Raw genomic sequence first — 12,098 nt, 5'->3', positions numbered from 1 at the left:
AACAAGAAGAAAAGCAACTCATCCCTTCGCAACACCCATGGGTCTCATCCTAGCCACGAGCTTGGCTATTCCTGCCTGGTGGACGACGCTAACGACGTTGTCAACGCTCTTGTACGCTCCCGGAGCCTCCTCGGCAACAACGCGGAGCGACGCCGCGCGGACGTAAATGCCCCTCTTCAACAGCTCGTTTCTAAGTCTGTCGCCACGGTATTGCCTCGTCGCGGCCTTCCTGCTGAGGAGTCTTCCGGCACCGTGGCATGAACTGCCAAAGGTTTCGCGCATTGAGCCTTCGGCTCCCGCTAAGACATAGCTGGCCGTTCCCATCGAGCCCGGAATGAGGACGGGCTGTCCGACGTCGCGGTAAGCTCTAGGAACATCCGGATGGCCGGCGGGGAATGCCCTCGTTGCTCCTTTCCTGTGGACGACGACCTTCACTTTCTTTCCATCAACCTCGTGCTCTTCAACCTTCGCTATGTTGTGTGCAACATCGTAGACAATGCTCATCTCCATGTCCTCGGCTTTTCTCTTGAAGACCTCTTCAAAGCTCTCCCTCACCCAGTGTGTTATCATCTGCCTGTTGGCCCAGGCGAAGTTTGCCGCGGCCTTCATAGCCGAGAAGTATCTTTGCCCCTCCTCGCTCTGGAAGGGAACGCTCACTAACTCTCTATCGGGCCATGGAATGCCGTACTTTCTATTGGCCTTCTCCATTATCCTGAGGTAGTCGCTCGCCACCTGGTGGCCGAGACCTCTCGAACCTGTGTGAACCATGACAACGACCTGTCCCTCGAAGAGGCCGTAGGCTTTCGCTATCTCCTCGTCGAATATCTTGTCAACGACCTGAACCTCAAGGAAGTGGTTTCCTGAGCCGAGAGAACCGAGCTGGGGCGCTCCGCGTTGTTTTGCCCTCTGGCTTACCGCTTCTGGATCAGCCCCTTCCATTCTTCCGCCTTCCTCGAGGTGCTCCAAATCCTCTTTCCAGCCGTAGCCGTTGTCAACCGCCCATTTCGCTCCATCGGCGAGAACATCGTCCAATTGAGTCCAGTGGAGCCTCACACGGCCTTTGCTTCCAAGACCACTCGGCACGTTCTTGAAGAGAGTATCGACGAGCTCCTTAATCTTAGGCCTTACCTCCTTCTCGGTGAGGTTTGTCCTGATGAGACGGACGCCACAGTTGATGTCATATCCCACGCCTCCGGGGCTTATTACGCCCTCCTTTACATCAAAAGCCGCCACTCCTCCAATCGGGAAGCCGTAGCCCTGATGTCCGTCGGGCATTACGATGGAGTACTTGTAGATTCCCGGGAGCATCGCAACGTTCGCTGCTTGTTCCAGTGTCCTGTCCTGGCGCATCTTCTCTATGAGCTGGTCGTCAGCGTAAACCCTCCCCGGAACGCGCATTCTCTTGTCGAACTTGGGAATCTCCCACCTTATCTTGTCAATCCTCTTCAGCGGTACCATTTTCTCACCCCCTTCTTAGGTGACCCTAAGATTTATTTTAATGTTTCGAGGGACGAAAATGTTACTCCATTCTTAATCTCCTCTCCTTGGGAACGTAGTTGAGCAACCTTCCGTTCTTGGCCTTTGCCGAGCCGAGGAAATAGGAGCGCCACTTGACTATCACCCAGCCGTAAATGTTCTCGTCTATTTCAACGCTTTCTCCGGCTAAATAACGCCTTGCCCTCTCATCATCGAGCTCAACCACGTTTTTTGTTGCTTTGGGCCCGACGAGGAAGGCACCCTCGATGGTCAGCCTTATACCGTCGCTCTCAATCCTAGCAAAGTAAACACCCCTCCGCCCGGTATCGCTTATCTGCAACTCACAGGGCTTGTAGGCATAGACCTTCTGGTGATTACCCCTGATTTTGTAGATTAACTCGGGGGCGTAGCCGTAGTTCTCAAGGAGAAGCTTTTTAACGAGTTCAGCGTCGCTAGTCTTTCCTATCCCTTCCCTCGGGTTCTCACCCATTTCCATCACCCGGCTTGACTATCTTCGCTATGAAAAATGCCTCCGTGTCGTTGTCGTTTGGGTGGATTCGTAGGGCCTTCTTCAGCTCGGGCGAATACTCCTTTCCCTCCCACTCCAGAACGAGCTCGCTGGTCTTTACGGGAAGTTTGATGGGCTCAAGCCTTGCATCGGTCTTCCTGAGCAGGTAATCAACGACTTCTTCATTTTCGAGAGGGTCTATCGTGCAGGTGGAGTAAACGAGGGTTCCACCGGGTTTTAGGGCTTTGTATCCAGCCAGGATAAGCCTCTTCTGGATGTTCATGTACTTGATGACCGCTTTTTCCCGCCACTCCCTCAGGAAGCGCCAGCTCTTCCTTATCATTCCCACCGAGGAGCAGGGGGCATCTAGAAGAACCCTGTCGAAGGCATTTTCAAAGCGCGCAAACTTTGCCCCGTCCCGGGTTGTGACCCTCGCTATGAGAACTCCCATCCTGTTGAGGTTCGCTATGAGAACGTTTGCCCTGTCCCTGTTCGGGTCGTTGGCTATTATACACCCCTCGTTTTCCATGTACTGTGCTATTTGCCCCGTCTTGGAGCCGGGCGCCGCGGCCATATCAAGGACAAGTTCACCCGGCTTTGGCTCAAGGACAACGGGCGGAATCATCGAGCTTGCCTCCTGACCGAATATCAGCCCCAAACCGTGCTCCGGAACCTTCGCGAGGTTGTCTACGTTGATGAAAAAGCCCTCTCTCACCCAGGGGATGGGTTCCAGCTCGAACTCCTCACTAATTCTCTCAACGACAACCTCCAGCGGGGCCTTGAGGGTGTTCACCCTTATGCTCTGTCTGAGGGGCTTTATCAAAAACTCCCAGAACTCGTCGGTGTCTTCGAGCTTTGAGTAGCGCTCGTAGAATTCGGGATTCGACTCCTTAATGACGTCCCTCGCGCTCATGGAACCACCTCACAGGTCCGGGACGAACTGCGCCATCCACCTGCCGTCGGGAAGTTTCTCAATCTTCATGTCGTGGTAGGTGATGGCCTTCACTTCTTCCTTCGGCTCGTGCTTCTCGCTCAGGGGTTCACCGCAGGCCTTAGCCTTGAGCTTATACCCATTCTCTGTCTTCTCTATCTCGACCTTTACGTCTCCAAATACAAGCCCCTCCATGTCGTGGAGCACTAGGAGTTCCTCAAGGAACGAATAGAGGAGCGCCTCCAGGTCCTCTTCCTCAACCTCTACCTCCCTGCATTCCTTCGGTTCGACTTTCCTCACGTCAACCATAACATCGAAAAGGCCAAGCGCCACTGCCTCAAAGGCCTCCTCAAGGGTTGAGCCGTAACCGCGAACGCCTATGTCAGCGGTGTGCTCGTAATGCTCCCAGGTTCTCATTTCCATCACCTCACCCATAATTCTCCTTTCTCTATCGTCTCTCATCTCTCGGATGAGTTTTCTGAGTGAAATCCCATTAACATTTATAGGTTCAAAGAACTTCCACTCCTCATTCACGTGGTTTCCCCGTTTAGTTCTCGCCATCTGGCTTATAAACCCCACCAATCGAAACCGTTAATTAGACCGCCATCGAAAAGACACCGGTGGTAGCATGAGGGAGGTAACGCCGAAAAAAATCCGCGAGATGAAGGGAAGGGAGAAAATCACGATGATTACCGCCTACGATTATCCCTCCGCGCTTCTGGCTGATAAGGCAGGGATTGACATCGTCTTCGTGGGCGATTCCCTTGGGATGGTTGTTTACGGCGATGAGAACACGCTGAACGTGACCATGGAGCAGATGGTATTCCACACGAGGGCAGTCGCGAAAGCCGTAAAGAGAGCCCTGGTTTTGGCTGACATGCCCTTTTCCAGCTATGAAGTGAGCATTGAGGAAGGCGTTAGGAACGCCGTAAGGTTGATTCAGGCGGGAGCCGATGCGGTGAAGATTGAGGGCGGTGCTGATTATGAGAAGCTCGTGAAAAAGCTCGTGAGAATGGGAATCCCGGTCATGGGGCACACGGGTTTAACGCCCCAGCGGTACCTCAGGCTCGGTGGTTACAGGATTATGGGGGAGACGGAAGAGGAAATAGAGGAGATTCTCAGGGACGCGAAGGCCCTTGAAAGGGCGGGAGCCTTTGCCGTTGTCCTTGAGTTTACCCTAGCAGATGTTGCAAAACTTGTAACCGAGGAAGTCTCGATACCGACTATAGGGATAGGCTCCGGACCATGGGTTGATGGGCAGGTTCTTGTCTGGCACGACGTCCTTGGAATCTACGAGAACTCACCGCCCTTCGCGAAACGCTACGCCAACCTGAACGGGGTTATTTTAAAGGCCCTCCAGGACTACAACCGCGAAGTTAAGACTGGAGAATTTCCAAGCGGTGAGCACTACTGGGAATATCAGGATAAGGAAGAATTCAACAGAAAAGCTAGGAACGTCCTTGAAAGAATCAACCTTTAACGACTTTTTGGATTCCTTCCAATTTTATGGCCTTTCAGCCCTTCTTTGTAACTACTGTCTAGTTTTGGATTGTTTAAACTTCAAGGTTTATAAGGGGTTTTTGCAAATTATCTAATGGTGGCAGTGGTATGTTCAACGTAACAAGGAGTGCGAGGGGTACCAAAAAATTGACCGCGATGCTCTTTGCGTTTTCAGTGGTAGCAGTGGTGTTCATCGGTTTCGTAGTGGCTACTGAGTCGAGCGCCACCTATCATATCTTTTTATATCCAAATTATCCAAAGTCTCTTTCAATTGATGGCAGTTTTCTTACCGTTTCTATTGACGTTTCATCTCGAGAACCAGTCACCTTATGCATAACGGACTCAACTGGATTAGAAAGACTCAAAACAGGAGGCAAAGCTCTTTGTTATTTCTATGTTTCCAACGTCAAGAACGCAAAGAAAATTTGGAGAAGTCCTAAGGGGGGTAAGTTTTATTTGATTATCCTGTCTGATAAAGAAACAGAGGCAACTATAACGATAAAAAGCGGTTTTCTTGTAAAATGATGGAGCCGGGACCGGGATTTGAACCCGGGACCTGGGGATTACGAGTCCCCCGCCCTACCGAGCTAGGCTACCCCGGCACCGTTCTATGGGAAAGAACCATAATTTATAAGCTTTTCTCAGGGTTGGTTTAGAATACTCCTTATGAGGAGAATCCACTTTTGTGGATCCAAAGCTATTAAAAACATCAGGGTTGCGAGGGCAATGTTAAACATTGTGATTGCTTCTAGAGATTTGAGCTCGAGGGAGTATATGAACATGGGTATCCTGATAGCCCATCCATTGGTTACTCTGGACACAGCTATGGCCAGTAAAAAGCCTGTTATGACATCATATATCCAATGGTGACCGAGAAGAACTGTGGCAAAGGGAATAAGAGTATTTATCACTATCAAGACTTTGCCCCCAAGGCGTTTTCTATACCTCCATACTGTCATTATATTTATCGCTGCGAAAGTGTTGTGGAGCGAAGGTAGGACGAACTCCTGCCTTGTAAGTAGGGTGTTCTCCATTGAATATCCGGGGATGTGGTAGATGTAGTGGGGGGCATACGTATGGAAAACCAGGTAAATTGCCCCCGCTCCGCAGTAGGCCATTATGTACCTCGCGAGAAGTTCATCGGACGTCTGAAAGTCCTGCAAATATAAGAGAACATAAAAGACCATAAACCCTATTGAACCTGCGAACCCGAAATAATAGATACTCTTGAGCAGGTCATAGAGAGGAGTTAGTGATTTTGTAAAGCTCAAGAGCCCAATCACGAGAGACTTAGATGTTAGCGGAAGTTTCAAGAAGTATTTTGTTATGTCAACGCTCCACTTTCCAATATATCCGTACAGAACCCCGAAGGCTATCCAGCCGAAGTAGCTGAGGATAAAAGCATTGAGCCGAACGAGGACATCCCTGTCGCGAAGCCTTGCCAGGAATGTGTTCATTTCTTATCCCCCAGAGTTAATACTTTAACTCGTCTCCTATGTATCCAAGAGGGGTTAGAGCCAATCGTTTAAAAACTTTGCACTTAACTTTGAGGGGGTGGTATTATGGAGATTCCCGGCTATGGAAAGCTCGAATTTAGCGCTGTTCTCTTCGACCTGAACGGGACTCTGGGAAAGGAGGGGAAAGTCCCCGAGGACGTTAAGGAACTTCTTGTGAAGCTTGCCGACCAGTATACTGTAGTTGTTCTCAGCGCGGACACCTTCGGGACGCTGGAGAGGGAGTTTAAGGGGCTTCCGATAAGGATAGAGAGGGTCTCAAGCGGTGCGGAGAAGGCCGAAATAGCGGATGGTTACGCTCCCTATGTGGCGGTTGGAAACGGAAACAACGACGTCGCGATGCTCGAGAAGGCGGAGCTGGCTTTCTGCGTGATTGGTAACGAGGGTGCGACGGTTGATGCCCTTTTAGCCAGCGACATAGTTGTCAGGGACGTTAAGGACGCCATAGAGATGCTCCTCGATGAAAGGAAGCTCATCGCTACCCTGAGGAGATGATAGGAGAAATGGGCTACAAAACGCTGAAGGGCTTTGGAAATGCCAGGCTCATCGTCAAGAAGTCAGTCTTCATAGGCTACGCCTCGCCGGCCAACACGGAGGAGGAAGCGAGGAAGTTCATAGCAAAAATCAAAAACCACCACGGCGACGCGACCCACAACGTTTCGGCTTACGTTATTAACGACCGTTATTAACGACGGCAGGAACTTCGCTGTCCGTTACGATGACGACGGCGAGCCGAAGGGCTCCGCCGGAAAGCCCATCCTAAAGGTCATTCAGAACAGGGAGTTAAGCAACGTCGTGGTCGTGGTTACGCGCTACTTCGGTGGCATAAAGCTCGGCTACGGCGGGCTTGTTAAAGCGTACAGCGATGCCGCAAGCAGGGCCATAGAGAAGGCGGGAATCGTTGAGGTCTATGAAACGGAACGCTTCGAGGTTACCTTCCCCTATAACCTCTTCCATACGGTAAAGAAAACCGTTGAGGACGCCGACGGGAGGGTTGTGGGGGAGGAATACGGCCAGCTTGTGAAGTTCACCGTCGAGACGAGGAAGGGCGAAGCGGAGAGTCTGATGGAGCTTTTGAGGGAGCGGACGAAGGGGAGGGCAAGGCTGAGGGCGTTATTTATGCTTGAGGGTTGATGTCATTTTGCATCACAGCCGAAACAATGCCAGGGGTTTAAGTTTGACAACAATCCCGCAACCCTTTAAAATCCTCCCCATCAGCCTAACCCGGTGGTGGGAATGGCAAGGATAGCGGTCATCGACTACGACAAGTGTAATCCCGACAAGTGCGGTCACTTTCTCTGCGAGCGAGTCTGTCCAGTCAACAGAATGGGCGGTGAGGCAATAGTCATAGACGAGGAGAACTACAGGCCGGTAATTCAAGAAGCTAGCTGTACCGGCTGTGGAATCTGCGTCCATAAGTGTCCCTTCAATGCAATAACAATCGTCAACCTGCCCGAACAGCTCGATGAGGACTGCGTCCACCGCTACGGAGTTAACGGTTTCGTCCTCTACCGCCTCCCCGTCGTGAAGGAGGGAATGGTAGTTGGCATCCTCGGACCCAACGGAACCGGTAAAACCACAGCAGTCAGAATCCTCTCAGGGCAGTTGATTCCAAACCTCTGCTCCGATAACGATTCTTGGGACAACGTGATAAAGGCCTTCCGAGGAAACGAACTTCAGAGCTACTTCGAGAGGCTCAAAAACGGAGAAATAAGGCCCGTTGTCAAGCCCCAGTACGTTGATTTGATTCCAAAGGCCGTTAAGGGCAAGGTTCGCGAGCTCCTCAAGAGGGCCGACGAGGGCGGAAGGTTTGAGGAAGTTGTTAAAGAGCTTGAACTCGAGGACATACTCGACAGGGACATAAAACAACTATCCGGTGGTGAACTTCAGAGGGTTGCCATAGCGGCCGCCCTCCTCAGGAAGGCCGAGTTCTACTTCTTTGACGAGCCTTCGAGCTACCTCGACATAAGGCAGAGGCTCAGGATTGCCAAAATCATAAGAAGGCTGGCCGATTCGGGCAAGAACGTTCTAACGGTCGAGCACGATTTGGCGATACTCGACTACATGAGCGACATAATTCACGTGGTCTACGGTAAACCCGGAGCCTACGGTATATTCTCACAGCCGAAATCAACGAGGAACGGCATAAACGAGTTTCTCAGGGGCTACCTTCGCGATGAAAACGTCCGCTTCAGGCCCTACGAGATAAACTTCAGCAAGAAGAGCGAAAGAAAGAGCCAGGAGGGTGAAATACTCGTTGAATATTCTCCCCTGGTTAAGGACTACGGTTCCTTCAGGCTGGAGGCGGAGGGAGGAGAGCTCTACGTTGGCGAAGTAGTCGGAATAGTCGGCCCGAACGGAATCGGTAAGACAACCTTCGTGAAGATGCTTGCCGGCGTTGAAAAACCGACTGAGGGGGAAGTTGACTGGTCGCTAACGGTTAGTTACAAGCCCCAGTACATAAAGACCGACTACGAGGGAACGGTTTACGAGCTTTTGAGCAAAATCGACGCGAGTAAATTAATGAGCAGTTTCTACAAGAGCGAGCTCCTTAATCCCCTGGGCATTCCAGACCTCTACGACAAGAACGTTAATGAGCTCTCCGGCGGTGAACTCCAGAGGGTTGCCATAACGGCCTGCCTGATACGCGATGCTGACCTCTACCTACTCGACGAGCCTTCAGCTCATCTCGACGTTGAGCAGAGGCTGGCTGTTTCAAAGGCGATACGCTCGCTCATGGCCAAGAACGAGAAAACAGCTCTGATAGTCGAGCACGACGTAATGATGGTTGACTACCTGAGTGACCGCCTGATAGTCTTCGAGGGACAGCCTGGCAGGTTCGGAAGAGCCAGCAAGCCGATGGGCATGCGCGAGGGCATGAACAGGTTCTTGGCTTCGGTGGGAATAACCTTCAGGCGCGACCCAGATACCGGAAGGCCGAGGGCCAACAAAGAGGGAAGCGTTAAGGACAGGGAGCAGAAAGAGAAGGGTGAGTACTACTACACCTAAAGGCTTTTCTTTTCTTCCGATAACTTTTCCCGGTGGGAGCATGAAGCCCGGGAAACTTCCCCCAGAGCTCCTAGAAAAGCTCGTTCTTTCAAGGGTTCCTTCGAAGGGAAAGGGTGTAATTATCGGCCCCGGCGTTGGGATAGACGGCTCTGCAATAAAGGTTGAGGGAACGCTCGTTGCATCGAGTGACCCGATAACGGGTGCAACTAGGAGGATAGGCTTCTATGCCCTCCATGTCAACGCAAACGACGTTGCGGTCATGGGCGCTGAACCTAGGTGGTTTCTGGTCACCGTGCTCCTGCCCGAGGATTCCAGCGAGGAACTTTTGGAGGAAATAATCGACGAGATATCCCGAGAGGCTGAGAAGCTCGGCGTTGCCGTCGTTGGCGGTCACACAGAGGTGACGCCCGGCCTCGACAGGCCGATAGTGCTCGGAACGATGCTCGGCGAAGCGGAGAAGCTCGTCAGACCCGACGGGGCAAAGCCCGGGGACGCGATAGTAATGACGAAGTGGGCGGGTCTTGAAGGCACATCAATAATAGCCGAGGAACTTCGCGAAAGGCTTTCCCCCATTCTTGGTGAAGAACTTCTGGAGAGGGCTTCGGCGCTTATCGATTACCTCAGCGTTCTGCCCGAGGCGCGGGTTCTACGGAATGTGGCAAACGCGATGCATGACCCCACAGAGGGCGGAATCCTCAACGGCCTCCACGAGATGGCCGATGCTTCCGGTCTAGGATTCAGGGTTTACGCCGACAGAATTCCCATCCGGGAGGAGACCAAAACCCTCTGCAACTATCTCGGCATAAGTCCCCTCGCGCTCATAAGCTCGGGGGTTCTTCTTGCCTCAGTTCCAAGGGATCTGGCAAGGAAGACGGTGGAAGAACTGTTAAGTAACGGAATAACGGCGAGCATCATCGGTGAGTTTTTAGCTGAGGACAAGCGCATCATAGTTGAGAACGGTGAAGAAAGGCCCGCGTGGAGACCCGAAAGCGACGAACTCTGGAAGGTTGTGTGAGAAACTACACTTCCACCCCAATTCTTATCCTCTCTTCCTGCTCTATCTCCCTGAGGAGTAGGATTACCTTCTCGGGGGGCAGTTCCATTCTCGAGAGCAGTTTTCTGGCCCTTCTAACTTCATCTTTCTTATCGCCACTTGACCTTTCCTCAAGGTAGTCGAGAACCGCCATCAGGACGCCCTTTAGACTCCTATCCCGGAGGGGAATTGGCTTCCAGCCGTTCTCATAAACGTAGAGGGTCCTTGGAACCTCAACGCCGGACAGTTTATCAACGGGCACTATTGAAGGCCCGCTCCTTGACCGGAGGTAGTTCAGGAGGGACTCTTCGGCAAAACCCTCGTTTAGCAGGCTCTTGTGGGCAATCTCAAGGGCACTGAGAAGGGTCGCGAGTCGCTCCAGCTTCCCTATGCGCTCCTTCGAGAGGAGCGAGAGCTTGACGAGAACCCGCTCAAGGGGTTCCTCCTCCAAATCCACCGTGAAGAGGACGCGATCCCTGAGGGAAGTTCCCTCGGCGAAGGCCTTGATGACGACCCACTTGGCACCGTTAGTGAGGATTCCGTACTTAACGCCCCTGCTGAAGCAGTAGCGGGCGAGCTGTCTGAGGGGTTCGTCCCGCTTTATGACGTTCACAGAGAGGTTTTTTGCCTCGAGAAAGGCGACAATCTCCCCGTTGAGTAGGAGCGCGTAGTCGGCTCTTCCATCTTCTGTCCTCTCCTCGGGCCTTACCTCCTCGGGATTGCTCCAGTCCCAGCCGAGGGCGGTCATAATCTCGCCTATGAGGTGTTGCTTTACCGCCTCCTCGTTTCTTTCGTAGAGTTTTCTGTGCTGGCCGATGCGGGACATTACGTTGAGAACCGCGCGCTCCATCAACCCACCGCTTCTCTTTCGTCGGGCCACCTAAAAGCTTTTGGGGTTTGATGGCCTAGACACATAAGGTGGAAACCGTGTGCAGAATACTCTTTGCGAGGGGACCGGGGGAGAGGATTGTGCCTTTAATCGAGGCCCTCAGGAAGTCCGCCGAGAACGACCCCTACAGGGCCAGAAGGAGCGGTAAAAGGCAACACGCGGACGGCTGGGGCTACATTCTCCTGAGGGACGGCGAGGTTTATCACTACCGCTCATCAAAGGCCGTCTTTGAAGACGAAGGGGGATTCTCGAAACTTCTGGGCCTACTAGGAGAGGGTGGGAAAGCCGTTCTTCTAGCCCACGCGAGAGCGTCTTCTCAGGGCTCGCTCGGTCTCTTCAACGTCCAACCCTTCGCGTTCTCGACGAGGAGGGGCTTTTCCTTCTGGTTCCTTCACAACGGCGACCTCGACAAGGAAAAAGTAATAGGGCTGGCGGGCTTCGAAGGGAACGACCTAAGAGATTCTTCCGACAGCTACGTTTTTTCCGCCTATCTCTGCAGGGCCCTAGAAAGGCCCGAGATGGGGGAACTTTTGAGGCACTACTCCCTTGGGGTGTCCCTCACAAGGACGACCTTCAACACCGCGACCCTCTTTCTCTTCCCGGATGGAGGCTGGAGGGCCTTCATGACGGCTTACATGACGAAGGAATACTGGGAAAATCCCCTTCACAGGGACTACGCGAGGCTCATTGAGCTCGACGGTGATGTTTTCGCCGTTGCTAGTTCCACGCTTGAGCTATACCACAGGGCAGACTGGAAGACGATTCCAAATAGCACAGCGTATCTGGTTGATTCAGATAAAATCGAACGCCTCTCCCTGGGGTGATGGCATGGACGAGAACGCCCCGATTCGGGTCTACATGACCAGGAAACTTATCGGAGTCTCCCCCGACGATACAGTGAAAAGGGCCTGCGAGGTAATGATGGAGTTCGACATAGGTTCGCTCGTTGTGGTGGAGGAAAACGAGGTCGTTGGCTTTTTCACAAAAACGGACGTCATAAGGCGCGTCGTGATTCCTGGGAAGCCCAACACGACCCCGGTCAGGGAGATAATGACGCGGGAGCTCGTGACAGTTGACGCAAACACCCCGCTCCGCGAGGTTCTTGACATAATGGCCAAGAAGGGGATAAAGCACATGCTCGTCAGCGAGAACAGGAGGATAGTCGGGATATTCAGCCTCAGCGACCTGCTAACCGCCAGCAGGAGGAAGCTCGAAACGGCCATAGCGGCGGAGTGATG

At 52.6% G+C, this 12,098-nt stretch carries 13 protein-coding genes, 1 tRNA gene and 1 pseudogene; 8 read left to right on the top strand and 7 right to left on the bottom strand.

What is annotated here, in order from left to right; translation table 11 throughout:
* Positions 1-18: 18 nt before the first annotated feature.
* From MVG27_RS10035 to MVG27_RS10020, 4 genes are all read right to left on the bottom strand, one after another.
* Complete coding sequence (locus tag MVG27_RS10035) at positions 19-1,458, bottom strand: RtcB family protein (protein ID WP_297551103.1); 1,440 nt, start codon at positions 1,456-1,458, stop codon at positions 19-21.
* A gap of 61 nt (positions 1,459-1,519) precedes the next feature.
* Positions 1,520-1,966, bottom strand: coding sequence for a hypothetical protein (locus tag MVG27_RS10030; RefSeq protein ID WP_297551115.1), 447 nt, complete (start codon positions 1,964-1,966; stop codon positions 1,520-1,522).
* Positions 1,959-2,897 carry a tRNA (cytosine(49)-C(5))-methyltransferase gene (locus MVG27_RS10025; protein WP_297556599.1) on the bottom strand — a complete coding sequence of 313 codons (939 nt, stop codon included), beginning with the start codon at positions 2,895-2,897 and terminating at the stop codon, positions 1,959-1,961. The genes MVG27_RS10030 and MVG27_RS10025 overlap by 8 nt, the downstream gene beginning before the upstream one ends.
* A gap of 9 nt (positions 2,898-2,906) precedes the next feature.
* Complete coding sequence (locus MVG27_RS10020) at positions 2,907-3,332, bottom strand: archease (RefSeq protein ID WP_297550552.1); 426 nt, start codon at positions 3,330-3,332, stop codon at positions 2,907-2,909.
* 211 nt (positions 3,333-3,543) lie between these two features.
* On the opposite strand from MVG27_RS10020, the gene panB reads away from it, so the two are divergent.
* The gene (panB, locus tag MVG27_RS10015) at positions 3,544-4,395 is read left to right on the top strand and encodes a 3-methyl-2-oxobutanoate hydroxymethyltransferase (protein WP_297550546.1); all 852 of its coding nucleotides are present in this window, start codon (positions 3,544-3,546) and stop codon (positions 4,393-4,395) included.
* A 128-nt stretch (positions 4,396-4,523) separates the two neighbouring features.
* A complete protein-coding gene (locus tag MVG27_RS10010; RefSeq protein WP_297550544.1) occupies positions 4,524-4,940 on the top strand; it encodes a hypothetical protein in 417 nt (138 codons plus the stop codon).
* Here the strand turns inward: MVG27_RS10010 and MVG27_RS10005 are convergent.
* Positions 4,941-5,017: transfer RNA gene (locus MVG27_RS10005), tRNA-Thr, on the bottom strand. It abuts the gene before it with no gap.
* A 39-nt stretch (positions 5,018-5,056) separates the two neighbouring features.
* Positions 5,057-5,872, bottom strand: coding sequence for a phosphatase PAP2 family protein (locus MVG27_RS10000; protein ID WP_297550542.1), 816 nt, complete (start codon positions 5,870-5,872; stop codon positions 5,057-5,059).
* 105 nt (positions 5,873-5,977) lie between these two features.
* Here MVG27_RS10000 and MVG27_RS09995 point away from each other — a divergent pair, with 105 nt between their 5' ends.
* The 4 genes and pseudogenes from MVG27_RS09995 (at position 5,978) to MVG27_RS09980 (ending at position 9,953) form a co-directional block, all read left to right on the top strand.
* Positions 5,978-6,424 (top strand): HAD family hydrolase, encoded by a 447-nt coding sequence (locus MVG27_RS09995; protein ID WP_297550540.1) that lies wholly within the window; start codon positions 5,978-5,980, stop codon positions 6,422-6,424.
* 8 nt (positions 6,425-6,432) lie between these two features.
* Positions 6,433-7,063: pseudogene (locus MVG27_RS09990) on the top strand (YigZ family protein).
* Positions 7,064-7,165: 102 nt separating this feature from the next.
* Entirely contained in the window at positions 7,166-8,938 is a 1,773-nt protein-coding gene (locus tag MVG27_RS09985) for a ribosome biogenesis/translation initiation ATPase RLI (protein ID WP_297550550.1), read from the top strand.
* 40 nt (positions 8,939-8,978) lie between these two features.
* Positions 8,979-9,953 (top strand): AIR synthase family protein, encoded by a 975-nt coding sequence (locus MVG27_RS09980; RefSeq protein WP_297550538.1) that lies wholly within the window; start codon positions 8,979-8,981, stop codon positions 9,951-9,953.
* 4 nt (positions 9,954-9,957) lie between these two features.
* On the opposite strand, the gene MVG27_RS09975 is transcribed toward MVG27_RS09980, so the two are convergent.
* Positions 9,958-10,821, bottom strand: coding sequence for a type I restriction endonuclease (locus MVG27_RS09975; protein ID WP_297550548.1), 864 nt, complete (start codon positions 10,819-10,821; stop codon positions 9,958-9,960).
* 77 nt (positions 10,822-10,898) lie between these two features.
* Here MVG27_RS09975 and MVG27_RS09970 point away from each other — a divergent pair, with 77 nt between their 5' ends.
* Both MVG27_RS09970 and MVG27_RS09965 read left to right on the top strand, forming a co-directional pair.
* On the top strand, positions 10,899-11,684 hold the full coding sequence (locus MVG27_RS09970) for a class II glutamine amidotransferase (RefSeq protein ID WP_297550873.1): 786 nt from the start codon (positions 10,899-10,901) through the stop codon (positions 11,682-11,684).
* A gap of 4 nt (positions 11,685-11,688) precedes the next feature.
* Positions 11,689-12,096 carry a CBS domain-containing protein gene (locus tag MVG27_RS09965; RefSeq protein WP_297467128.1) on the top strand — a complete coding sequence of 136 codons (408 nt, stop codon included), beginning with the start codon at positions 11,689-11,691 and terminating at the stop codon, positions 12,094-12,096.
* The last annotated feature ends 2 nt before the right edge of the window (positions 12,097-12,098 follow it).

The sequence above is a fragment of the Thermococcus sp. genome (assembly GCF_027011145.1).
Classification (GTDB): Archaea; Methanobacteriota_B; Thermococci; order Thermococcales; family Thermococcaceae; genus Thermococcus.
This window is presented reverse-complemented; position numbering and strand designations above follow the sequence as displayed.